At 71.6% G+C, this 21,816-nt stretch carries 21 protein-coding genes and 1 tRNA gene; 13 read left to right on the top strand and 9 right to left on the bottom strand.

The window, feature by feature from the left end; all coding sequences use genetic code 11:
• Window positions 1–5 precede the first annotated feature (5 nt).
• Entirely contained in the window at window positions 6–1,388 is a 1,383-nt protein-coding gene (locus tag AYL44_RS12755; RefSeq protein WP_064003958.1) for an MFS transporter, read from the bottom strand.
• Between the two features lie 113 nt (window positions 1,389–1,501).
• Between AYL44_RS12755 and AYL44_RS12750 the strand changes: the two genes are divergently transcribed.
• The 6 genes from AYL44_RS12750 to AYL44_RS12725 are packed head-to-tail and all read left to right on the top strand — an operon-like array spanning window position 1,502 to window position 7,970.
• Window positions 1,502–2,992 (top strand): fumarylacetoacetate hydrolase family protein, encoded by a 1,491-nt coding sequence (locus AYL44_RS12750; protein WP_064003663.1) that lies wholly within the window; start codon window positions 1,502–1,504, stop codon window positions 2,990–2,992.
• Window positions 2,974–3,672 (top strand): GntR family transcriptional regulator, encoded by a 699-nt coding sequence (locus tag AYL44_RS12745; RefSeq protein ID WP_064003662.1) that lies wholly within the window; start codon window positions 2,974–2,976, stop codon window positions 3,670–3,672. The genes AYL44_RS12750 and AYL44_RS12745 overlap by 19 nt, the downstream gene beginning before the upstream one ends.
• Window positions 3,673–3,694: 22 nt before the next feature.
• A complete protein-coding gene (gene hpaE, locus AYL44_RS12740) occupies window positions 3,695–5,206 on the top strand; it encodes a 5-carboxymethyl-2-hydroxymuconate semialdehyde dehydrogenase (RefSeq protein WP_064003661.1) in 1,512 nt (503 codons plus the stop codon).
• Window positions 5,207–5,230: 24 nt separating this feature from the next.
• Entirely contained in the window at window positions 5,231–6,382 is a 1,152-nt protein-coding gene (gene hpaD / locus AYL44_RS12735) for a 3,4-dihydroxyphenylacetate 2,3-dioxygenase (RefSeq protein WP_064003660.1), read from the top strand.
• 17 nt (window positions 6,383–6,399) lie between these two features.
• Window positions 6,400–7,185 (top strand): 2-keto-4-pentenoate hydratase, encoded by a 786-nt coding sequence (locus tag AYL44_RS12730; protein ID WP_064003659.1) that lies wholly within the window; start codon window positions 6,400–6,402, stop codon window positions 7,183–7,185.
• A complete protein-coding gene (locus tag AYL44_RS12725) occupies window positions 7,170–7,970 on the top strand; it encodes an HpcH/HpaI aldolase family protein (protein WP_064003658.1) in 801 nt (266 codons plus the stop codon). The genes AYL44_RS12730 and AYL44_RS12725 overlap by 16 nt, the downstream gene beginning before the upstream one ends.
• Window positions 7,971–8,016: 46 nt before the next feature.
• Here AYL44_RS12725 and AYL44_RS12720 read toward each other — a convergent pair.
• Window positions 8,017–8,107 (bottom strand) — tRNA-Ser (locus tag AYL44_RS12720).
• A 145-nt stretch (window positions 8,108–8,252) separates the two neighbouring features.
• Between AYL44_RS12720 and AYL44_RS12715 the strand changes: the two genes are divergently transcribed.
• Genes AYL44_RS12715 through AYL44_RS12705 form a run of 3 tightly spaced genes read left to right on the top strand, consistent with a single transcriptional unit; the run spans window position 8,253 to window position 11,457 of the window.
• The gene (locus AYL44_RS12715; RefSeq protein ID WP_064003657.1) at window positions 8,253–9,023 is read left to right on the top strand and encodes a DUF429 domain-containing protein; all 771 of its coding nucleotides are present in this window, start codon (window positions 8,253–8,255) and stop codon (window positions 9,021–9,023) included.
• Between the two features lie 50 nt (window positions 9,024–9,073).
• Window positions 9,074–10,450 carry an MFS transporter gene (locus AYL44_RS12710; protein ID WP_064003957.1) on the top strand — a complete coding sequence of 459 codons (1,377 nt, stop codon included), beginning with the start codon at window positions 9,074–9,076 and terminating at the stop codon, window positions 10,448–10,450.
• A 53-nt stretch (window positions 10,451–10,503) separates the two neighbouring features.
• On the top strand, window positions 10,504–11,457 hold the full coding sequence (locus AYL44_RS12705; RefSeq protein WP_064003656.1) for an L-lactate dehydrogenase: 954 nt from the start codon (window positions 10,504–10,506) through the stop codon (window positions 11,455–11,457).
• A gap of 5 nt (window positions 11,458–11,462) precedes the next feature.
• Here AYL44_RS12705 and AYL44_RS12700 read toward each other — a convergent pair whose 3' ends face one another.
• Window positions 11,463–12,110: a trimeric intracellular cation channel family protein gene (locus AYL44_RS12700; protein ID WP_064003655.1), complete on the bottom strand. Its 648-nt coding sequence runs from the start codon at window positions 12,108–12,110 to the stop codon at window positions 11,463–11,465.
• Window positions 12,111–12,141: 31 nt separating this feature from the next.
• Complete coding sequence (locus tag AYL44_RS12695; RefSeq protein WP_064003654.1) at window positions 12,142–12,837, bottom strand: alpha/beta fold hydrolase; 696 nt, start codon at window positions 12,835–12,837, stop codon at window positions 12,142–12,144.
• Between the two features lie 148 nt (window positions 12,838–12,985).
• Between AYL44_RS12695 and radA the strand changes: the two genes are divergently transcribed.
• Complete coding sequence (radA, locus tag AYL44_RS12690) at window positions 12,986–14,344, top strand: DNA repair protein RadA (protein ID WP_064003653.1); 1,359 nt, start codon at window positions 12,986–12,988, stop codon at window positions 14,342–14,344.
• A 26-nt stretch (window positions 14,345–14,370) separates the two neighbouring features.
• Here the strand turns inward: radA and AYL44_RS12685 are convergent, their stop codons facing one another.
• The 3 genes from AYL44_RS12685 to AYL44_RS12675 form a co-directional block, all read right to left on the bottom strand.
• Window positions 14,371–14,772 (bottom strand): hypothetical protein, encoded by a 402-nt coding sequence (locus tag AYL44_RS12685; RefSeq protein WP_064003652.1) that lies wholly within the window; start codon window positions 14,770–14,772, stop codon window positions 14,371–14,373.
• A 294-nt stretch (window positions 14,773–15,066) separates the two neighbouring features.
• Window positions 15,067–15,786, bottom strand: a complete 720-nt coding sequence (locus AYL44_RS12680) for a hypothetical protein (protein ID WP_231872810.1) — start codon at window positions 15,784–15,786, stop codon at window positions 15,067–15,069.
• Window positions 15,787–15,831: 45 nt separating this feature from the next.
• A complete protein-coding gene (locus tag AYL44_RS12675; protein WP_064003651.1) occupies window positions 15,832–16,344 on the bottom strand; it encodes an amino-acid N-acetyltransferase in 513 nt (170 codons plus the stop codon).
• 88 nt (window positions 16,345–16,432) lie between these two features.
• Here AYL44_RS12675 and AYL44_RS12670 point away from each other — a divergent pair, with 88 nt between their 5' ends.
• The 3 genes from AYL44_RS12670 to AYL44_RS12660 all read left to right on the top strand — a co-directional run bounded on the left by AYL44_RS12670 (window position 16,433) and on the right by AYL44_RS12660 (window position 20,243).
• Window positions 16,433–18,943, top strand: coding sequence for a circularly permuted type 2 ATP-grasp protein (locus AYL44_RS12670; RefSeq protein ID WP_064003650.1), 2,511 nt, complete (start codon window positions 16,433–16,435; stop codon window positions 18,941–18,943).
• The gene (locus AYL44_RS12665) at window positions 18,940–19,821 is read left to right on the top strand and encodes a transglutaminase family protein (RefSeq protein WP_064003649.1); all 882 of its coding nucleotides are present in this window, start codon (window positions 18,940–18,942) and stop codon (window positions 19,819–19,821) included. The genes AYL44_RS12670 and AYL44_RS12665 overlap by 4 nt, the downstream gene beginning before the upstream one ends.
• 128 nt (window positions 19,822–19,949) lie before the next feature.
• Complete coding sequence (locus AYL44_RS12660) at window positions 19,950–20,243, top strand: hypothetical protein (protein WP_157532680.1); 294 nt, start codon at window positions 19,950–19,952, stop codon at window positions 20,241–20,243.
• Between the two features lie 83 nt (window positions 20,244–20,326).
• Here the strand turns inward: AYL44_RS12660 and AYL44_RS12655 are convergent, their stop codons facing one another.
• Window positions 20,327–21,040 carry a FadR/GntR family transcriptional regulator gene (locus AYL44_RS12655; RefSeq protein ID WP_064003647.1) on the bottom strand — a complete coding sequence of 238 codons (714 nt, stop codon included), beginning with the start codon at window positions 21,038–21,040 and terminating at the stop codon, window positions 20,327–20,329.
• Window positions 21,037–21,810 (bottom strand): 3-oxoacyl-ACP reductase, encoded by a 774-nt coding sequence (locus tag AYL44_RS12650; RefSeq protein WP_064003646.1) that lies wholly within the window; start codon window positions 21,808–21,810, stop codon window positions 21,037–21,039. The genes AYL44_RS12655 and AYL44_RS12650 overlap by 4 nt, the downstream gene beginning before the upstream one ends.
• Window positions 21,811–21,816 lie beyond the last annotated feature (6 nt).

The following is a 21,816-nucleotide window of genomic DNA, read 5'->3' as shown; positions in this document are numbered from 1 at the left end:
GGATCTCAGGCCCGGGACACCCCGTAGATCGGACTCTTCGCCTGCTCCTCCTCGTGATCGGGCCCGAGGGGGATGCCGGTGCGGTCGCGCAGCAACAGCGTCGCCAGCAGGCCGAGCACCGTCATCCCCGCCAGGTAGAACGCGACCGACCAGGTCGACCCCGTCGCCTGGACGAGCGCGGTCGCGATGGTGGGGGCGAACGCGCCGCCGAGGATCGCGCCGATCGCGTACGAGATCGAGACGCCCGAGAACCGGATCGAGGCGGGGAAGAGCTCGGCGTAGTACGCGGACTGCTGCCCGTAGGTGAAGCCGAGGCCGATCGCGAGGATCGCGAGGGCCGTGAACAGGAGCCCGAGGTCCCCGGTGTTCACGAGCGGGAAGAGCGTGAACACGCCGATCAGCTGCAGGATCCAGCCGCCGATGTAGGTCGAGCGCCGGCCGATGCGGTCGCTGATCCAGCCGGCGGTCCAGGTCGAGGCGAGCCAGAACAGGGCCGACCCCGTGACGGCCAGGAGCACACCGCTGCGGTCCATCGCGAGCGGTCCCTCGGGGTTGGTGGCGTAGTTCTGGATGTAGCCGCCGGTGGTCATGTAGCCGGCGGCGTTGTTGCCGGCGAACACGAGCGCCGCGATGACGACGAGGAGCGCGTGCTTGCGGAACAGCTGCACGATCGGGGTGCGGGTGCGCTCCTTGCGCTCGGCGAGCTCGAGGAAGACGGGGCTCTCCTCGACACGGCGGCGGATGTAGTACCCGACGAGGATCAGCACGATCGAGAAGAGGAACGGCACACGCCAGCCCCACTCGAGGAACGCGTCGCCCGGGGCGAGCACCGACATGAGCGCCATCATCCCCGAGGCCAGCAGCAGGCCGATCGGCACACCGATCTGGGGCGAGGCACCGAACAGTCCGCGCTTCTGCTTGGGGGCGTGCTCCACGGCCATGAGCACCGCGCCGCCCCACTCGCCGCCGGCCGAGATGCCCTGCAGGATGCGCAGGAAGATGAGCAGGATCGGGGCGGCGAGGCCGATGACGGTCCAGGTCGGCAGGAGACCCACGAGGGTCGTGGCGACACCCATGAGGATGAGGGTCACGACCAGCACCACGCGGCGGCCGTACTTGTCGCCGAAGTGTCCGGCCAGGAACGCTCCGAGCGGGCGGAACAGGAAGCTGATGCCGACGGTGAGGAACGACAGGATCGTCGCCGTGCTCTCGCCGAGCGGCGCGAAGAACAGCTGCGCGAAGACGAGCCCCGCCGCCTGGGCGTAGATGAAGAAGTCGTACCACTCGACGGTGGTGCCGACGACAGTCGCGAACACGACGCGGCGACGGTCGGTGGGGCTGCTGATCGTTCCGGTGGGGGTGAACCCCGTCCGCGAGGGTTGGTTCATCTTCATTGACTCCTGGTGACGACGTTGTCGGGGCCGCGGCTCCCGGTGGGGTGTTGCCTGCGGTCGACTAGATAATATACGATTTGGGATATGCCGCAAGAGCGAGGGAGCTCATGACTCACGACATCGAACCGACGGCCCCCGTCGACCCGCGTTTCGCCGCCCTTCCTCAGCGCCCGGGCAAGATCGTCGCCGTCCACCTCAGCTACGCCTCGCGCGCCGACCAGCGCGGACGCCGCCCCGCCGCGCCGTCCTACTTCCTCAAGCCGTCGAGCTCGCTCGCCGCGTCGGGCGACGAGATCGAGCGCCCCGCCGGCACCGAGCTCCTCGCCTTCGAGGCCGAGGTCGCGCTCATCATCGGCACCGATGCGCGCCACGTGGGCGCGGCGGAGGCCTGGGCGCACGTCGGGTGGGTCACGGCATCCGACGACTTCGGTCTCTACGACCTGCGCGCGAACGACCGCGGCTCGAACGTCCGATCCAAGGGCCGCGACGGGTACACCCCGATCGGGCCGCGCCTGATCGACGCCCGGCAGGTCGACCCCGCCGCGCTGCGCGTGCGCGCCTGGGTCAACGGCCGGCTCGCGCAGGACGACACGACCGCCGATCTGATCTTCCCCTTCGCGCAGATCGTCGCCGACCTCTCGCAGCACATGACGCTCGAGCGCGGCGACGTCATCCTCACCGGCACCCCCGCCGGGTCGTCGGTGGTCGTCCCCGGCGACGTCGTCGAGGTGGAGGTGGATGCCCCGGATGCCGCCGGTGCCCCCTCGTCCGGCCGCTTGCGCACGACGGTGGTGCAGGGTGAGCGCCCGTTCGACGCCGCCCTGGGGTCCCTGCCCGCCGCCGACGACCTGCAGCGCGCCGAGGCGTGGGGCTCGCGCGAGGCCGCGGGCCTGCCGGCGCCGGGGCTCGACCCGGCGCTCCGCGCGAAGCTCGAGCGGGCACCCGTCGCCGGGCTGTCGCAGCAGCTGCGCAGGCGCGGCCTGAACAACGTCACGATCGACGGCGTCCGCCCCCTCCACCCGGGCGCGAAGCTCGTCGGACTCGCCCGCACCCTGCGTTTCGTCCCGAACCGCGAGGACATCTTCGACTCCCACGGCGGCGGCTACAACGCGCAGAAGCGCACGTTCGACGCCGTCGGCGAGGGCGAGGTCATCGTGATCGAGGCCCGCGGCGAGTCCGGCTCGGGCACGCTCGGCGACATCCTCGCGATCCGCGCGCACGCGCGCGGGGCGGTGGGCATCGTCACCGACGGCGGTGTCCGCGACATCGACGCCGTCTCGGCCGTCGGTATCCCGGTGTACACGGCCGGCGCGCACCCGGCGGTCCTCGGCCGCCGTCACGTGCCGTGGGATGCCGACGTGACGATCGCGTGCGGCGGCACGACGGTGCAGCCCGGCGACATCCTCGTCGGCGACGCGGACGGTGTGATCGTGATCCCCCCGGCGCTCGCCGCCGAGGTCGCCGACGCCGCGCTGGAGCAGGAGATCGAGGACGGCTGGATCGCCGAACGGGTCGCCGAGGGCCACGCGGTCGACGGACTGTTCCCGCTCGCGGGCGAGTGGAAGGACCGGTACCGCGCATGGCGGGCGACGAACTGACGGCGCCAGCGGACCTCAGCAAGTCGCAGCGCGCCTATCACTGGGTGAAGGAGCGCATCGCCTCGCAGGAGTTCACGCCGGGCTACCGCCTCGTGCTCGGCGCGATCGCGGGCGAGCTCGGCATGAGCGTCGTGCCCGTCCGCGAGGCGATCCGCCAACTCGAGGCCGAAGGGCTCGTGACGTTTGAACGCAACGTCGGCGCCCGCGTCTCGATGGTCGACGACACGCAGTACCGCTTCAGCATGCAGGCACTGTCGGTCCTCGAGGGCACCGCGACGGCCCTCGCCGCGCGCCGCCTCACCGCCGACGACCTCCGGCTCGCCCGCGAGACCAACGAGCGGATGATCCAGTCGCTCAGCGACTTCGACCCGCACTCGTTCACGCGGCTCAACCAGGTGTTCCACGCGACGCTCTACGCCAAGTGCGCGAACCCGCGGATGCTGGAGCTCGTCGAGTCCGAGTGGGCGCGTCTCGGGCACCTCCGCGACTCGACGTTCAGCTTCGTCCCGGGCCGCGCGCAGGAGTCGGTGCGCGAGCACGAGCAGATCGTCGCGCTCATCGAGCGCGGCGCGCCGCTCGGCGAGATCGAGCAGGCGGCGCGGCGACACCGCTCCGCGACGCTCGACGCCTACATGATCCACGAACACCCGGGCGAAGCGCTCGGCCTCCCCAACTTCTGACCCTCGAGCAAGGACGCACGACATGACGGATCCCACCCTCGCGGCCCCGCACACGCCCGCGGACCTCCCCACCCGCATCCAGCACTACATCGACGGCGCCTTCGTCGACTCGCAGGACGGCGACACCTTCGACGTGCTCGACCCGGTGACGAACCGCGTGTACCTGCAGGCCGCTGCCGGCAAGAAGGCCGATGTGGATGCCGCCGTCGCCGCCGCGCGGCGCGCGTTCACCGAGGGCCCGTGGCCGAAGATGCTGCCCCGCGAGCGCTCGCGGATCCTGCACCGCATCGCCGACCTCGTCGAGTCGCGCGACGCTCGCCTCGCGGAGCTGGAGTCCTTCGACTCGGGCCTGCCGATCACGCAGGCGCTCGGGCAGGCCCGCCGAGCGGCCGAGAACTTCCGCTTCTTCGCGGACCTGATCGTCGCCCAGTCCGACGACACGTTCAAGGTGCCGGGTCGGCAGATCAACTACGTCAACCGCAAGCCGATCGGCGTCGCGGGGCTCATCACCCCCTGGAACACGCCGTTCATGCTCGAGTCGTGGAAGCTCGGCCCCGCGCTCGCCACGGGCAACACCGTGGTGCTGAAGCCCGCGGAGTTCACGCCGTTGTCGGCATCCCTCTGGGCGGGCATCTTCGAAGAGGCGGGACTGCCGCAGGGCGTCTTCAACCTCGTCAACGGTCTCGGCGAAGAGGCGGGCGACGCTCTCGTGAAGCACCCCGACGTGCCGCTCATCTCGTTCACGGGCGAGAGCTCGACGGGGCAGCTGATCTTCGCGAACGCGGCGCCCTGGCTGAAGGGCCTGTCGATGGAGCTGGGCGGCAAGAGCCCCGCGGTCGTGTTCGCCGACGCGGACCTGGAGGCCGCGATCGACGCGACGATCTTCGGGGTGTTCTCGCTCAACGGCGAGCGCTGCACGGCGGGCAGCCGCATCCTGGTGCAGCGCGAGGTGTACGACGAGTTCGTCGAGCGCTATGCGGCGCAGGCCGCGCGGGTGAAGGTCGGATTCCCGCACGACCCGGACACCGAGGTCGGCGCGCTTGTGCACCCCGAGCACTACGCCAAGGTCATGTCGTACGTCGAGATCGGCAAGAGCGAGGGCCGGCTGGTCGCCGGTGGCGGTCGTCCCGACGGCTTCGACGACGGCAACTTCGTCGCGCCGACCGTGTTCGCCGACGTGCCGCCGACGGCGCGGATCTTCCAGGAGGAGATCTTCGGCCCCGTCGTGGCGATCACGCCGTTCGACACCGACGAGGAGGCCCTCGCGCTCGCGAACGACACGAAGTACGGCCTCGCCGCCTACATCTGGACCAACGACCTCAAGCGGGCGCACAACTTCTCGCAGGCGGTCGAGGCCGGCATGGTTTGGCTGAACTCGAACAACGTGCGCGACCTCCGCACCCCGTTCGGCGGCGTCAAGGCCTCGGGCCTCGGGCACGAGGGCGGCTACCGCTCGATCGACTTCTACACGGACCAGCAGGCCGTGCACATCACCCTCGGCAAGGTGCACAACCCGACCTTCGGCAAGAACTGACCTCACTCACGCAAGGACGCTGACATGAGCCACCGCGACGACATGACCCTGACCTCCTCCGGCTTCTGGGTGAGCCAGGAGTCCCCCATCCGCTCCGACAACCCGATCCCGACCCCCTCCTCGCCCGCCCCCGACGTGCTGCGCTGCGCGTACATGGAACTGGTCGTGACCGACCTCGCGGCATCCCGCGTCTTCTACGTCGACGTCCTGGGGCTCCACGTCACGGAGGAGGACGACGAGGCGATCTACCTGCGCTCGACCGAGGAGTTCATCCACCACAACCTCGTCCTGCGGCAGGGTCCGATCGCCGCCGTCGCGGCGTTCTCGTACCGGGTGCGCTCGGCCGAGGACCTCGACAAGGCCGTCGCGTTCTACTCCGAGCTCGGCTGCGACGTGCGGCGCGAGCCGAACGGCTTCACCAAGGGCATCGGCGACTCGGTGCGCGTCGTCGACCCGCTCGGGTTCCCGTACGAGTTCTTCTTCGCGACCGAGCACGTCGAACGGCTGTCGTGGCGGTACGACCTCTACAGCCCCGGCGAGCTCGTCCGCCTCGACCACTTCAACCAGGTGACCCCCGACGTACCGCGCGCCGTCAACTTCATGCAGTCGCTGGGCTTCCGGGTGACGGAGGACATCCAGGACGAGGAGGGCACGGTCTACGCGGCATGGATGCGGCGCAAGCCCACCGTCCACGACACCGCCATGACCGGCGGCGACGGACCGCGCATGCACCACGTCTGCTTCGCGACGCACGAGAAGCACAACATCCTCGCGATCTGCGACAAGCTCGGCGCGCTGCGGCGGTCGGACGCGATCGAGCGCGGCCCCGGCCGTCACGGCGTCTCGAACGCGTTCTACCTGTACCTGCGCGACCCCGACGGGCACCGCGTCGAGGTGTACACGCAGGACTACTACACCGGCGACCCCGACAACCCCGTCGTCACGTGGGACGTGCACGACAACCAGCGCCGCGACTGGTGGGGTAACCCCGTCGTGCCGAGCTGGTACACGGACGCCTCGCTCGTGCTCGACCTCGACGGCAACCCGCAGCCGGTCGTCGCCCGCACCGACTCGTCCGAGATGGCGGTGACGATCGGCGCTGACGGCTTCTCGTACACGCGCGCTCCGGAATCGGCGGGCGACGGCGGCGAGTTCAAGCTCGGCAACCAGCTCTGAGGCGCGGAGGAGACCGGATGCTGCCTCCCGAGACCATCGCCGCCATCGCCGCCGAGCTGGCCGACGCCGAGCGCACGAACGGTGTGATCCCGCGCATCACGGCGCGGTACCCCGACGCCACCGTTGAGGACTCGTACGCGATCCAGGGCGTCTGGCGCGACCGCAACATCGCCGCCGGGCGCCGCCTCGTGGGGCGCAAGATCGGCCTCACGAGCAAGGCGATGCAGCAGGCGACCGGCATCACCGAGCCGGACTACGGCGTGATGTTCGACGACACGGTCTACCGCTCGGGCGACGAGATCGACGCCGCCCGGTTCTCGAACGTACGCATCGAGGTGGAACTCGCGTTCGTCCTGCGCGAGCCGCTCGAGGGGCCGGGCTGCACGCTCGAGGACGCCCTCGCAGCGATCGACTACGCGGTCCCGGCGCTCGAGGTGCTGAACTCGCACATCGAGCTCGAGGGGCGCACGATCGTCGACACGATCTCGGACAACGCGGCCTACGGCGCGATGGTGCTCGGGGACGTCCACAAGCGTCCCGACGAGATCGACCTGCGCTGGGTGCCGGGTGTCCTCTCCCGCAACGGCGAGATCGAGGAGACCGGCGTCGCCGCCGGTGTCCTCGGCCATCCCGCGACGGGAGTCGCCTGGCTCGCGAATAAGTTCGCCCAGCACGGTGCCCGGCTGGAGGCCGGTGAGATCATCCTGGCGGGGTCCTTCACCCGCCCCATGTGGGTGTCGGCGGGCGACGAGGTACGGTGCGAGTACGGCCCGATGGGGGAGATCACATGCCGCTTCGTCTGACCCCGACCTTCCGCGCGGTCCTCGCGGAGTCCGACCGTCCGCTGGCGGGGATGTGGGTGTGCACAGGCTCGCCGCTCGTCGCCGAGATCTGCGCCGGCGCGGGCCTCGACTGGGTGCTCGTCGACATGGAGCACGCCCCGAACGGCCTCGAATCCGTGCTCGCGCAGCTGCAGGCCGTCGCCGCGTACCCGGTGACGCCGGTCGTCCGGGTGCCGTCCGACGACGCGGTCGTGATCAAGCAGGTCCTCGACCTCGGCGCGCAGAACCTGCTCGTGCCGATGGTGTCGTCCGCCTCGCAGGCCGAGGCGGTCGTCCAGGCGGTGCGATATCCCCCGCGCGGTCGGCGCGGCGTCGGGTCGGCGCTCGGGCGGTCGGCCCGGTGGAACCGGGTCGAGGGATACCTCGCCGACGCCGACGAGCACGTGTCGCTGTTCGTCCAGGTCGAGACGGCCGAGGGTGTCGAAGCCGCCGGGGCGATCGCCGCGGTGGACGGCGTGGACGGTGTCTTCGTGGGACCGAGCGACCTCGCGGCATCCCTCGGCCTGCTCGGTCAGCAGACGCATCCCGACGTCACCGCCGCCGTTCTGCGGGCCTTCGCCGCGGTGACGGATGCCGGCATCCCGGTCGGCGTCAACGCGTTCGACCCCGAGGTCGCACAGTCCTACGTCGACGCTGGCGCGGACTTCCTGCTCGTGGGGGCCGACGTCGCCATGCTCGCCCGCGGGTCGGAGGCCCTGGCGGCGCGCTGGTCGCAGGCCGGCGACGAGGAGCGCGCGGGCTACTGAGACCGTCTCCGGAAAGGGAAAAACCCCCGACTCGCGGGGGTTTTTCTGGCGGTGACGGTGGGATTTGAACCCACGGTAGGGGGTTACCCTACACAACTTTTCGAGAGTTGCACCTTCGGCCGCTCGGACACGTCACCGTCGTCCAGTTTACGACACGAGAGCGGATGCCGCGAACCAGCGCCCCCTCGCGCTTCGCCGAGGCGTCGCGGATGGTCGCTTCCCGCCCGCGATGGCGACCATCTGCGACGTCTCGGCGCTCCGGCGGGCGGGTAGCGTCGGCGTGTGATCACCACGGGAGTCGACCTCGCGGCGCAGCCCGCGCGCACCGCCGTCGCGGTCGTCGCCTGGGGTGCGGACGGAGCCGAGCTCACGACGCTCCGCCTCGACAACACGGACGCCGACGTCGTGCGACTCGCGCAGGGCTCCGCCCAGGTCGGGATCGATTGCGCGTTCGGCTGGCCCGACGAGTTCGTCGCCTACGTCAGCGCACATACACGCGGCGAGCCGCCGCATCCCGACCTCCGCGGCATCGCCGGGCGCCGGCGTCTCGCCTACCGCGAGACCGACCGCGTCGTCCAGTCCCTGACCGGGCGTCTGCCGCTGAGCGTCTCGACCGACCGCCTCGGACTCACGGCGATGCGCTGCGCCGATTTGCTCGCCGCCTTCGCCGACGCCGGCGACGACGTCGACCGCTCCGGCGCGACCGGTCGCCTCGTCGAGGTCTACCCCGCCGCCGCGCTCCGCACCTGGCGCGTCGACGTGACCGGGTACAAGACGGATGCCGCGACCCGCGCCGCGGCGACGGCGAGCCTCCTCGACGCAGCGCCGTGGCTCACCGTCTCCCCTGAGCAGCACGCGCTGATGGCGGCATCCGACGACCCCTTCGACGCCGTGGTCGCCGCCCTCATCGCCCGCGCACACGCGGTCCGCGCGACGCATCCCGTCCCACCCGCCCGCACCGCCCAGGCCCGCCGCGAAGGCTGGATCGCCCTACCCGCGACCCCCCTCACCGACCTCGACCCGACGCGAACCGTCGCTTCCACCCCCGGGTGACGACCGTTCGCGTCGGCTCGGCTGCGGCGCGAGGGGTCTACGGTGAGCCTGTGAGTGCATCGACGACCCCGCGGTTCGGACTCATCGTCGCGATCGCCGCCCTCGCCTCGGCGGTGGCCTTCCTCGACGGCACCGTCGTCAACGTCGCCCTGCCCGCGATCGGCGAGGAGCTCGGCGGCGGCTTGTCGACGCAGCAGTGGACGGTGGATGCCTACCTCCTCACCCTGAGCTCGCTCATCCTGTTCGCCGGTTCGGTGAGCGATGCGTTCGGCCGCGTGCTCGTCCTGCGCATCGGACTCATTGGATTCGGCATCGCTTCGATCGGCGTCGGGCTCGCGCCGGACCCGATCGTCCTGATCATCGCGCGGGCCCTGCAGGGTGCGGCGGGGGCGTTCCTGGTGCCGAGCTCGCTCGCACTCATCACCTCGCTTTTGACCGGTCCCGCGCAGGCGCGGGCGATCGGCCAGTGGACGGCGTGGACGACTGCCGCGAACCTCGCGGGCCCCCTTCTGGGCGGACTCTTCGTCGACCTGCTGTCGTGGCGGTTCGCGTTCCTCGTGCAGATCATCCCGATCGCGATCACCTTCGTCCTGCTCGCCCGACTCGGACACGTCGACCACCGTCGCGACGACGCGCACCTCGACCTCGTGAGCGCGACCCTGTGCACCCTCGGACTCGGCGGGGTGGTCTTCGCCCTCATCGAACAGCCGAACCTGGGGTGGGGTCATCCGGCGATCTGGATGCCGCTGGTCGCCGGCATCGTCATGTTCGCCGCGTTCCTGCTGCGACAGCGGACGGTGCGCTCGCCAATCCTCCCGCTCGACATCTTCCGTGTGCGGAACTTCTGGACCGGCAACCTCGCCACCCTCTTCATCTACGCCGCGCTCACGCTCAACGGCTTCGTCGTCGGGGTCTACCTGCAGCAGGGCGCAGGGCTCAGCGCCACCCTCGCCGGGCTCGCCAGCCTTCCCGTGACCGTCGCGCTCATCGCGCTGAGCTCGGTCGTCGGCGGCTGGACCAACCGCTTCGGGCCACGCCTGTTCATGACCGTCGGCCCGCTCGTGATGGCGGTCGGCTCGCTGATGCTGCTCGCCGTCCGCGAGGACTTCGACTACTGGACGCAGGTGCTCCCCGGGCTCGTCGTGTTCGGCCTAGGGCTCGGGGTCACGGTGTCGCCGCTGACCTCGACGATCCTCGGCGCGATCGGCGGTGAGCGCTCGGGCATCGCCTCGGCGACGAACAACGCCGTCTCCCGCATCGCGGGACTCGTCGTCATCGCGATCCTCGCTGTGATCATCGGCGGATCGCTCGACCTCAACGGGTTCCACCGGGCCGCGTGGGTCACCGCGGTCCTCATGGCCGCGGGTGCGGCGGTCTCGTTCCTCGGCATCCGGCGGCCCGCGCCGGCTGAGGCGCAGCCCGCCTGATTTCTCCGGCCCGATCCGAGCCGCCCGCATCCGCCGACTGCCACACTGGCGGTATGAGCGTCATTGAGAACTCGAAACTCACCGTCGTCGGCGCGGGGGCCGTGGGGTCGAGCGTCGCCTACGCGGCCCTCATCCGCGGGTCGGCGCGCCACGTCGCCCTCTACGACATCGCCGCCGAGAAGGTCGAGGCCGAGGTGCTCGACCTCGCCCACGGCGCGCAGTTCACCGGCTCGAGCGACATCTCGGGCGGTGCCGACGTCTCAGTCGCCGCCGGATCGCACGTCGTCGTGATCACCGCCGGCGCCAAGCAGAACCCCGGGCAGACCCGCACCGAGCTCGCCGGTGTCAACGCCGGCATCCTGCGACGGATGCTGCCGCAGCTGCTCGAGGTCGCACCGAACGCCGTCTACGTCATCGTCACCAATCCGTGCGACGTGCTCACCGTCATCGGTCAGGAGGTCACGGGGCTGCCACCGGAGCGGATCTTCGCTTCGGGCACCGTCCTCGACACGTCGCGCCTGCGGTGGAAGCTCGCGCAGCGCGCGGGGGTGTCGACCTCGAGCGTGCACGCCTACATCGTCGGCGAGCACGGCGACACGGAGTTCCCGCACTGGTCGCGGGCGACCATCGGCACCGTCCCGATCCTCGACTGGCAGCCGCCCGACGGGCAGCCCACGTTCACGACCGAGGAGCTGGACGCCATCGCGGTCGACGTGCGCGACGCCGCCTACAAGGTCATTCAGGGCAAGGGGGCGACCAACTACGCGATCGGCCTGTCGAGCGCGCGGATCGTGGAGGCCATCCTCGGCGACCAGCACGTGGTCATGCCGGTCTCGACGGTGCTGAGCGACTTCCAGGGAGTCGACGGCGTCGCGCTCTCGGTGCCGTCCGTCGTCAGCAGCGCGGGCGCCAGGCCCATCCTCGAGACCTCGTTCTCGGCCGACGAGCTGGCGCTGTTCCACCGGTCCGCGGAGGCGCTGCGGACCGTCGCGACGTCGCTGCGCTGAGCGGGTCACGCCTGCCGGCGACGGAACGGAATCTGCTCGGGGAAGGTCCAGTCGAAGACCACCGCGGCCACGCGCACGGCGGTGGTGACGACGATGCAGACGATCCCCGCGACGAGAACGGGCACCGCGAAGGCGTTCAGGACGACGAGCACCGTGACCCCCGCGCCGGCGGCGACGGCGTAGAGCGTGCTCACCTGCAGGAACGAGAACGGCAGGTTGAGGGCGACGTCGCGCAGGATGCCGCCGCCGATCGCGCCGATGACCCCCACCACCACCGCGCCGACGGGTCCGACGCCCAGCGACAGCGCCTTGGAGGCGCCGATGGCGCCGAACATCCCCATGACGATCGCGTCGAGGAGGATGAGGGGCCACCCGACGCGCGAGAGCAGCGGCTGCACGACCATTCCCACCAGGGCGCCGGCGGCAGCGACCAACAGGTACCAGTTCGCCCAGATCACGACCGGCGGCTGATTGAGCACCACGTCGCGCAGGAGGCTGCCGCCGAGGGCGACGAGCAGCCCGATGACGAGCACTCCGAGCAGATCGATGCGCTGATGCCGGTGCTCGGCGGCGAGGAGCGCGCCCTGCGCGCCGCCCAACCCCGCGGCCAGCAATTCGGCCCACAGGGGGACGGCGAACGGGACGACGCTCATCTCGATCCTGCTCCTCGACACCCGCCGCGCGTCAGCGCGCCGACTCCGCGGCGTCGGCGATGACCTGCGCGACCGTCTCGGCCTGCGAGATGAACAGCGCGTGGCTGCCGGGGACGTTCGTGATCTGCGCGCCGATCCGCGATGCCATGTGCTGCAGCATCGCCTGGTCGAACGCCTTGTCCTCGGTGGCGATGACCGCCCAGCTGGGCGTGTCGCGCCACGCGGCGGTGGTGACGGCCTCGCCGAACACCGACATGTTGACCGGCACCTGGCTGTCGGCGAGGAAGGCGGCATCCGCCTCGTCGATGTCGGCGGCGAACCCGGCGCGGAAGTGGTCGCGGGCGAGGAAGCCGTAGCCGTCCTCGCGGACGTCGATGACGAACTCGGGGGTCGCGGCGAAGCCCTCGTACTGCTGCGCCGAGGTCTCGCCGACGTCGGGGATGAGCGCCGACACGTACACGAGGCCGGCGACCTTTTCGTGGGTCCCGGCCTGCGTGATGACGGTGCCTCCCCAGGAGTGCCCGACGAGGATCGCCGGCCCGTCCTGCTGGTCGAGCACGCGGGTGGTCGCCGCCACATCGGCGTCGAGCGAGGTGAGGGGGTTCTGCACGATCGACACGCGGAATCCGCGAGCCGTCAGCAGGTCGTGGACGCGGCGCCAGCCCGATCCGTCGGCGAAGGCGCCGTGGACGAGGACGACGTTGGTGATGCGGTCTGCAGTGGTCATGGCTCTTCTTCTCTCTGACGGGGCTCCGGGGAGCCGGGGTGATGACGGGTGTAACCGTGGTGATACGCAATATATTGCATATCCATCGAGGAAGTCCAGAGCGGATGCCGTCGTCGGTGATGTCGGATGCCGCGGCTAGCCTGTCGTCATGGCTTCACGACGTCCCACCCCGACCGCCGCCTTCCGGTGCACGGAGTGCGGATGGACCACCGCGAAGTGGGTCGGCCGGTGCGGCGAATGCCAGCAGTGGGGCACGGTCGTCGAGGCCGCCGCGCAGACCGGGATCACGGCATCCGTCACCCCCGTGACGCCCACCCGCAGCGCGCGACCGATCACGCAGATCGACACGCGGGAGACCCCCCGCCGCACCAGCGGCGTCGGGGAGTTCGACCGCGTCCTGGGCGGCGGGATCGTCCCCGGCGCGGCGATCCTGCTCTCGGGCGAGCCGGGTGTCGGCAAGTCGACCCTGCTGCTCGAGGTCGCCGCGCAGAGTGCCCGCGCCGGCCGTCGCGTCCTCTACGTCAGCGCCGAGGAGTCGCTCAGCCAGGTACGTCTGCGCGCCGAGCGCACCGGGGCGCTGCACGACGAGCTGTACCTCGCCAGCGAGACCGATCTCGCCACGACGCTCGGGCACGTCGACGACGTCCGTCCCGACCTGCTCATCGTCGACTCCGTGCAGACGGTGTCGTCGGGCCTCATCGACGGCGCCGCCGGGCAGCCGAGCCAGGTGCGCGAAGTGGCATCCACCCTCATCCGCGTCGCAAAGGAGCGCGACCTGCCCGTCGTGCTCGTCGGCCACGTGACCAAGGACGGTCAGGTCGCGGGACCCCGCATCCTCGAACACCTCGTCGACGTCGTCTGCCACTTCGAGGGCGACCGGCAGACGTCGCTGCGGTTCGTGCGGGCGCTCAAGAACCGCTTCGGCGCCACCGACGAGGTGGGCTGCTTCGACATGGCGGGCGACGGCATCGCCGAGGTGCCCGATCCCAGCGCACTCTTCCTCAGCAACCGCCCCAGCGAGCCCGGCACGTGCGTGACCGTCGCCCTCGAGGGGCGCCGCGCGCTGCCGGTCGAGGTGCAGGCGCTCACGCTCCACACGTCGGCACCCAACCCGCGCCGCATCGTGAGCGGCGTCGACGGCGCACGGGTCGCGATGGTGCTCGCCGTCCTCGAGAAGCGGGCCGGCATCAAGCTGTCGGACCAGGACGTCTACGTCTCGACGGTGGGCGGGGTGCGGTTGACCGAGCCCGCCGCCGATCTCGCCATCGCCCTCGCGATCGCGAGCGCCGCCACCGAGCGTCCGAACCCCGAGAAGTTCGCGGCGATCGGCGAGCTCAGCCTGTCGGGCGAGATCCGCCGCGTCACGCAGCACGACCAGCGCCGGTCCGAGGCCACCCGTCTCGGGTACCGCGCGGTCATCGACGCCGGCGCGGGCACGCTGCGCGACGCCCTGGCCCAGCGGGCGCGCCACCACCGCCCACGATCGGACGACCGCCCCGACTTCTGACGGCGGTCAGGCCTCGAGCGCGGCGATCAGGCCTCGAGCGCGGCGATCAGGTCCGCGGGAGCGGCCTGCATGGGGTGCGGGCCGGCGATGTCGAAGAACACCGTCGTGATCTGCTCGCCGTGGGTGCCGAGGAACGCGCGCAGCCACGCCGGGGACTGCAGCCCGACCCCCGGCGGGAGGGATGCCGGTTTGTTCGCCGCGTCGCTGAACAGCAGCAGCGCGACGTCGCCCGTGGCGGGGTCGCGGTAGGTCCAGACCTCCCCTGCGTCGCGGGGATCGTCGCGCGCACCGGGGCGCAGGAGCGGCACGACCGTCGGCCCGTGCCGCAGTGCGAACGCGAGCGCCGCCATGTCCTGCGTCTGGAGCGCATCGGCGAGTTGGGTGTTGCGGAACTCGAGCGGCTTCTTCTCGCGCTTCTTCCCGGCCATCCCCCCAGCCTACGGCGGCGCGGGCCGGCTCGGTGAGACGTCAAAGGGCCCCCTCGAACTCCCCATTGGGGACTGGAGAAGTCGAGAGGGCCCATCACTCACCGGCGGCGGGGGGGGGATCCGATCGCCGCACCTCTGGGGGGATTGGTGTGGCTCCGTTGCTGGGGACAACGGGGAAAGCCGCCGGGAGCTGCCACCAGGGTACGCGGCGAGCGCGAGGCGGCGACAGGGTCCTACCCGGCGAGATCATGAGAATCCTCTCAGAATCTCACCAGTGCGCCGGGGCGGAGCGGGTCAGCGGATCGTGAACGAAGCGGGTTCGACCGAGCCGATGCCGCCGATCGAGACCTCGAGGTTGTACCACCCGGGCAGCGCCTTCTGCCGGTCGCCGTCGCAGGTGTCGACCGACGAACGGGTGCGGTCCCAGACGATCGGCGCCGCGCTCGTGACGGTCTGACCGGCATCCAAGGCGACGATCTGGTCGCTCGGCTCGGTCTGGCAGTCCGTCGACCGCCACCAGGTGTCGCTGCCGCTCGTGATCTCGAACGTCTGCGCCGCCGTCCCCACGTTGATCAGACACGGCAGCTCGGTGTCGTTGACGAGGCGGATCGACAGCTGCGGCAGCTCCCCCGTCCCGTACGAGCTCTTGTCGACGACGGCGCTGACCGTGACGTCGCCGGTCGTGCAGGGGGCGGCCGCGGATTCGCCGTCGGGCTTCGCCCCGGTGTCACCGTCCGCCGACGAGGTGACGCGCGGCGTCGGTGTTCTCGAGGCCGCGGCGGATCCGCTCGGCGTCGGCGAAAGGCCGGCGCCCGGAGAAGTGGGGGCCGGGGAAGCGGATGCCGGGGCCCCGGCCGTCGGCTGCGGCGCGGCATCCGCCCACGCCCGCCAGGGCTGCCACGCGACCACCGCGACGATGCCGCCCACGATCAGGAGGGCCAGCAGCACGACGGCGAGCCGACGACGCCGATACACGGCGGGTGTCGGCTTGCGGCGGCGGGTCGGGCTGGTCACGGATCCAGGGTACGCACGGGTCCCCGGCCCGCCCGCCCGGCGCGCCTACAACTGCTTGAGCATGCGGGTGTTGCCCAGGGTGTTGGGCTTGACGTGCGCGAGGTCGAGGAACTCGGCGACACCCTCGTCGGGGCTGCGCAGCAGCTGCGAGTAGACGTCGGGGTCGACCACCTGTTCGCCGATCTCGGCGAACCCGCGCCGCGAGAAGAACGGCACCTCGAAGGTGAGGCAGAACAGCCGGCTGAGTCCCAGCGCGCGGGCGTTGTGTTCGAGCAGGTCGACGACCGCACCGCCGACACCCCGGTGCAACCAGTCGTCGGCGACGATCAGCGTGCGGATCTCGCCGAGGTCCTCCCACATGACGTGCAGGGCGCCGCATCCGACGAGCCGGTCGCCGGCCTCGGCGACGACGAACTCCTGCACGGTCTCGTACAGCGTGACCCGCTCTTTGCCCAGCAGGATGCGGCGCTGCACCCACGGCTCGAGCAGTTCCTGGATGCGGGGGACGTCCGACGTCCGCGCGGGTCGCACGGTGAAGGAGGCGTCCGATCCCGTCATGCCTTCCACTGTATTCGCCCGGCACCGGCGGGAACGCGCGGATCGACCGCGCCGCGTGCCCCTACGCTGGACCCGGAAGGGGACCTGCGTGAGTGTGCTCCGTGATTACGCCGCGGCCGTGTCGCAGCCGACGCTGCCGTTCGCCTCGGCAGCGCCGCGGTTCGACGAGGTCGTCGACGCCGACGGCACGCTGCGCCCCGCCTGGCAGGGTCTCGCCACCCTCGCCCTCGGTCTGACCCGCGAAGAGCTCGACCGCGTCGACGGCGAGATCGCCCGCTTCCTCGCCGACGACGGCGTCTCGTACGCGCGTGCCGGCGCCGAGCTGCAGCCGTGGCAGCTCGACCCGATGCCGTTCGTGATGGATGCCGCCGGCTGGGCGCGCCTGGACGTCGGACTCGCGCAGCGGGCCGAGCTGTTGAACGGGCTGCTCGCGGACCTGTACGGGCCGCAGGTCGTGCTGCGCGAGCGGATCGTGCCGGCCGCGGTCGTCCTCGGCCACGCCGGTTTCGTGCGCGCCATGGCCCGCGCCGGCGATGACGCCCCGCCGCCGGATCTGCTGCTGTCGGCGACCGACCTCGGGCGGGATGCGGCGGGCGACTGGCATGTGCTGGCCGATCGTGTGCAGGCTCCGTCGGGGCTCGGCTACGCGGCCGAGAACCGTCGCGTGATCTCGCAGGTGCTGCCCGACCTGCTCGACGAGGGCGCGCTGCACCGGATGGATCCGTACTTCGCGGCCCTCCGCGCGGCGCTCATCGCCGCCGCCCCCGAGGGCGTCAGCACGCCGAGGATCGTCGTCCTCTCCCCCGGCCCGCTGTCCGAGACGGCGTTCGACCAGGCGTTCCTCGCGAACGCGCTCGGGTTCCCGCTCGTGCAGGGCAGCGACCTCGTCGTGCGGGACGGCGCCGTCTGGATGAAGCCCGCACAGTGGCCGTCGCGGACGCCGCGCGAACGCGTCGACGTCATCCTGCGACGCGTCGATGCGGAGTGGTGCGATCCGCTCGAACTCCGCGCCGGGTCGCGGCTCGGTGTCGCGGGCCTCGCCGAAGCGGTGCGCCGCGGACGGGTGCGCGTCGTCAACGGGCTGGGCGCCGGCGTGCTCGAGAACCCGGCGCTCCTCCCCTATCTGCCGGCAGTGTGCGAGCGGCTGCTCGGCGAGCAGCTGCGGCTCCCGTCGGTGCCGGCGTGGTGGCTCGGCGACGACGACGCGCGCGCCGAGGCGCTGCCCCGGCTGGATGCCGCCGACCCGGCGCTCGAGGTGTTCGACATCGACGACCCCCGCCGGCCCCTCGCCGCGACTGACCCCGCCGTCCGCGGCCGGATCGACCGCGAGCCGCACCGCTTCGCGGCCGTCGAGCGGCTGCACCTGTCGCAGGTTCCGGTGTGGGATGCCGGGGGCGCGGCATCCGCTCGTCCTGTCACCCTGCGGGGTTTCGCGATCCGCTTCGGCTCGACCTACCGGCCGCTCGTCGGCGGGCTCGCGACGGTGCGCACCGCACCCGAGGCGGCGCCGCGCACGAAGGACGTGTGGGTCCTGAAGTCGGACGAGGCCGATCCCGACCAGGGGATCGCGGAGGTGGCATCCCTCCCGACGACGCGGAGCGACCCGACCCTCGCGCCGCGCGCACTGTCGGACCTGTTCTGGACCGGGCGGTACGCCGAGCGCGCCGAGGATCTGCTGCGCCTCATCATCGCGACGCAGGCGGCGCTCGATCAGCCCGGCGCGCACACGGCCGCGCGTGCGGCCGAGAGCGTCCGCGTGCTGCTCGCCGCGCTCGACCGCCTCGCCGGGACGCGCTGGACCGACCCCGAGGCGGAGTTCCGGTCGCTGCTGCTCGACGCCTCCCGCCCCGGCTCGGCGGCGCACTCGATCGCGCGGCTGCGCGACGCGATGGAGGGGGTCCGCGACCAGCTCTCGGGCGACACGTGGCGGGTCTTCTCGAACATCGACCGCGCCGTACGGGCGCTGCGGAGCGCCCCGCATCCGCACCGCACCGCGGAGTCCGCCGGACGCATGCTCGCGTCGATGCTGTCGCTGTACGGCGTGACGGCGAACATGATCCGCGACCCCGGGTGGCACATGATGGAGGCCGGTCGCTACCTCGAGCGCGGCCTGCAGCTGACGACCCTGCTGTCGTCGGCGCTGTCGGCCAGCCGCGGTCCCCGCACCGACCGCGAGGTCCTCGAGTCGCTGCTGCTGTCGGCCGAGAGCGTCGTGACGCACCGCCGCCGCTACCGCGGGGCGATGCGGGCGGCCGATGTCGCCGAGCTGCTGCTGCTCGACCGCGGCAATCCGCGCTCGCTCGCCTTCTCGCTGCAGACGCTGCGGGAGCACCTCGCGGCGCTGCCGGCGTCGACGGGGTCGTCGCGCGCCGAGCGCCTGCTCGACCAGCTCGAGACGGGTCTCGCCGAGGTGGAGGTGCTCGAGATAACCGCCGTCGTCGGCGGGCGCCGCGAGCGTCTCGTCGAGGGGCTCGAGAGCGTCCGCGCGCAGCTCGAGCAGTTGTCCGACGCGATCGCCGACCTGCACTTCGAGGCGGGTCCCCCCGCCGTGTCGATGACCGAGCTGTCGCTCGTCGAACTGATGGGCCCGCGCGTATGACCCGCTACCGCGTGTGGCACCGGACGGCGTACACCTACAGCGACGCCGTGCAGGACAGCATCGGCCAGTTCCACCTGCGTCCGCGCGACCTGCCCTGGCAGACCGTGGCGCAGGCCGAGGTCACCGTCGATCCGCTGCCCGGAGATGTTTCGCCGCGCACGGACTGGTTCGGCAACTCGTCGACCTACTTCCACGTGACCGATCCGCACGAGGCGCTGACGATCGAGGCGGCGAGCGAGGTGACGGTCGCGGTGCCCGAGTACGACGCCGAGGCGCTCGCGCAGCCGTGGGAGCTCGCGCGCCCGCTGCGGCATCCCGACCTGCCGGGGGCCGTCGAGGCGACCGAGTACGCGCTCGAGTCGACGCGGGTCGCGCACGACTCGACAGCGCAGGCGTACGGGGCGGAGTCGCTGTTGCCGGGACGTCCGATCGGCGAGGCGGCGACGGACCTGATGCAGCGGATCTTCCGCGACTTCGACTACGACAAGACCGCGACCACCGTGACGAGTACGGTCGCCGACGCGATGACGAAGCGGGCGGGCGTCTGCCAGGATTTCGCGCACGTCGCGCTCGCGTGCCTGCGCAGTCACGGCGTGGCCGCGCGGTACGTGTCGGGGTACCTCGCGACGCAGCCGCCGCCCGGAAAGGAGCGCGTGTTCGGCGCGGACGCCTCGCACGCCTGGCTCGCCGTGTGGCTGCCCGGCACCGACCAGTGGCTCGCGATCGACCCGACGAACAACCAGTGGGCGAACGACCGCTACGTCACCGTCGCCTGGGGACGCGACTACGGCGACGTCTCGCCCGTGACCGGCATCATCTTCACCGAGGCCAAGACCTCGACCCTGCGCGTGCAGGTCGACGTCGCCCCGCTCGACTGAGGGTCGTTGCCGTTCACGGATGCAACAGATCCGACCCGGAACGCCGTGCGGCGACAAGCGGATGCGGGGTGTCGCCCGGCATCCCTTGCATCCGCTGACGGTTGTCGGGCGTGCTCTACTCTGCAGTCATGGGGATCCGACGGCGGCGGCTCGTGGCATGGATCGTGGGCGCCGGGGTGGTGGCGCTCGCGCTGTTCGTGGCACTCCTCGGCGCGACCGTGACCGCGACGATCCTCGTGGATCAGGTTCCGGGAGCGGACGCGGGGATCGCATCGTCGCCCGCGCTGGACTCCGCCTACGCCACCATGGCGTGGACGTTCCCGGCGTTCGTCGCCGTCGTGCTCATCGGCGTCATGGTCCCCCTGATCGCGCACCGCCGCCGTTCACGGATGCAACAGATCCGACGCGACACCCCGCTGTAGGACCCACGGATGCCGCGTGTCGCCCGGCATCCCTTGCATCCGTGAACGGGACACCACAGACCGAGAGCGGTACGCCACGCGATTCAGCCCAAGAAGCCCCGCAGCAGCGCCTCCGACCCCGCGAGGTGATCGAGCACCGCCGCCTCGGCGGCGTCGGGCTTGCCGGCGAGGATCGAGGCCACCATCCGCTCGTGCTGGGCGTCGGAGTGCTCGATGTTGCGCGGCAGCAGGGGGAACGTGTCGAGCCAGGCGTTCACGCGCGCCCGGTTCTCGACGATCAGCGGAAGCAGTGACGGGATGCCGCTGGCCTCCGCGATCGCGAGGTGCAGCAGCGAGTCGAGCCGGCGGTACTCCCCCTCGTCGGCTCCCACGGTCGCGTGATGCCGCTGCTCGAGCGCGGTGCGCGCGGCATCCGTCAGCTCCCGTGAAGCCGCTGCCCGCGCGGCCCCCGCTTCGAGCACACGCCGCAGACCCAGGACGTCGTCGAGCTCAGCGGTGTCGACGGGCCCGGTCGGCACGGGGAGCGGGTCTGCGACGAACGTGCCGCCGTACCGGCCGCGCCGGCGCACGACGTACCCGGCGTCGGCGAGCTCGCCGATCGCCTGACGCACGGTGTCGCGGCTGACGCCGTACCGGTCGGCGAGGTCGCGCTCGGAGGGCAGCGACTCCCCCGGCGCGACCACGCCGAGCCGCACGGTCTGCACGAGGCGAGCGACGGTGTCTTCGAGCGCGTTGCCGCCGCGCACCGGCCGGTAGACGGTGCGGCCGAGATCCGGCGACGACGCGGCGCGGGTCACAGCGGCGTCACGTAGGCGTTGGTGATGCCGCCGTCGACGACGAAGGCGTTCGCGGTGATGAACGAGGCGTCGTCCGAGGCGAGGAAGGCGACGGCGGCCGCCATCTCCTCGGGTTCGGCGAAGCGGCCCATCGGCACGTGCACGAGGCGGCGCTGCGCGCGCTCGGGGTCCTTCGCGAAGAGCTCCCGCAGCAGCGGCGTGTTCACCGGTCCCGGGCAGAGCGCGTTGACGCGGATGCCCTGACGGGCGAACTGCACGCCGAGCTCGCGGGTCATCGCGAGGACGCCGCCCTTCGACGCGGTGTACGAGATCTGCGACGTCGCCGAGCCGAGCAGCGCGACGAACGACGCCGTGTTGATGATCGAGCCTTTGCCTGCCGGCACCATGTGGCGCAGCGCCGCACGCGAGCAGAGGTAGACGCTCTTGAGGTTGACGTCCTGCACCTTGTCCCACGCGGGCAGCTCGGTCGTCTCGATCGAGTCGTCATCGGCGGGCGAGATGCCCGCGTTGTTGAACGCGATGTCGACCGAGCCGAGGTCCGCGGCGACCCCGTCGAAGAGCGCGTCGACGGAGGCCTGATCGGCGACGTTGACCTGGCGGAAGACACCGCCCACCTCGTCGGCGGCCTTCTGCCCGGTCTCGGGGTCGAGGTCGGCGATGACGACGCGGGCGCCCTCGGCGGCGAACCGGCGGGCGGTCGCGAGGCCGATGCCGCTGGCACCGCCGGTGATGATGGCGACGCGGTCGCGCAGGCGCTGGGTGAGGTCCATTCGGGA

Source organism: Microbacterium oleivorans, from assembly GCF_001644225.1.
GTDB lineage: Bacteria > Actinomycetota > Actinomycetes > Actinomycetales > Microbacteriaceae > Microbacterium > Microbacterium gawkjiense.
This window is presented reverse-complemented; position numbering and strand designations above follow the sequence as displayed.

Excerpts from the sequence above, each read along its gene's own strand:
- radA (WP_064003653.1), top strand. The coding sequence starts at position 12,986 with ATGGCTTCACGACGTCCCACCCCGACCGCCGCCTTCCGGTGCACGGAG.
- AYL44_RS12665 (WP_064003649.1), top strand. The coding sequence starts at position 18,940 with ATGACCCGCTACCGCGTGTGGCACCGGACGGCGTACACCTACAGCGAC.
- AYL44_RS12730 (WP_064003659.1), top strand. The coding sequence starts at position 6,400 with ATGCTGCCTCCCGAGACCATCGCCGCCATCGCCGCCGAGCTGGCCGAC.
- AYL44_RS12685 (WP_064003652.1), bottom strand. The coding sequence starts at position 14,772 with ATGGCCGGGAAGAAGCGCGAGAAGAAGCCGCTCGAGTTCCGCAACACC.
- AYL44_RS12650 (WP_064003646.1), bottom strand. The coding sequence starts at position 21,810 with ATGGACCTCACCCAGCGCCTGCGCGACCGCGTCGCCATCATCACCGGC.
- hpaE (WP_064003661.1), top strand. The coding sequence starts at position 3,695 with ATGACGGATCCCACCCTCGCGGCCCCGCACACGCCCGCGGACCTCCCC.
- AYL44_RS12700 (WP_064003655.1), bottom strand. The coding sequence starts at position 12,110 with ATGAGCGTCGTCCCGTTCGCCGTCCCCCTGTGGGCCGAATTGCTGGCC.
- AYL44_RS12750 (WP_064003663.1), top strand. The coding sequence starts at position 1,502 with ATGACTCACGACATCGAACCGACGGCCCCCGTCGACCCGCGTTTCGCC.
- AYL44_RS12695 (WP_064003654.1), bottom strand. The coding sequence starts at position 12,837 with ATGACCACTGCAGACCGCATCACCAACGTCGTCCTCGTCCACGGCGCC.
- AYL44_RS12705 (WP_064003656.1), top strand. The coding sequence starts at position 10,504 with ATGAGCGTCATTGAGAACTCGAAACTCACCGTCGTCGGCGCGGGGGCC.
- AYL44_RS12675 (WP_064003651.1), bottom strand. The coding sequence starts at position 16,344 with ATGACGGGATCGGACGCCTCCTTCACCGTGCGACCCGCGCGGACGTCG.
- AYL44_RS12725 (WP_064003658.1), top strand. The coding sequence starts at position 7,170 with ATGCCGCTTCGTCTGACCCCGACCTTCCGCGCGGTCCTCGCGGAGTCC.
- hpaD (WP_064003660.1), top strand. The coding sequence starts at position 5,231 with ATGAGCCACCGCGACGACATGACCCTGACCTCCTCCGGCTTCTGGGTG.
- AYL44_RS12745 (WP_064003662.1), top strand. The coding sequence starts at position 2,974 with ATGGCGGGCGACGAACTGACGGCGCCAGCGGACCTCAGCAAGTCGCAG.
- AYL44_RS12755 (WP_064003958.1), bottom strand. The coding sequence starts at position 1,388 with ATGAACCAACCCTCGCGGACGGGGTTCACCCCCACCGGAACGATCAGC.
- AYL44_RS12660 (WP_157532680.1), top strand. The coding sequence starts at position 19,950 with ATGGGGATCCGACGGCGGCGGCTCGTGGCATGGATCGTGGGCGCCGGG.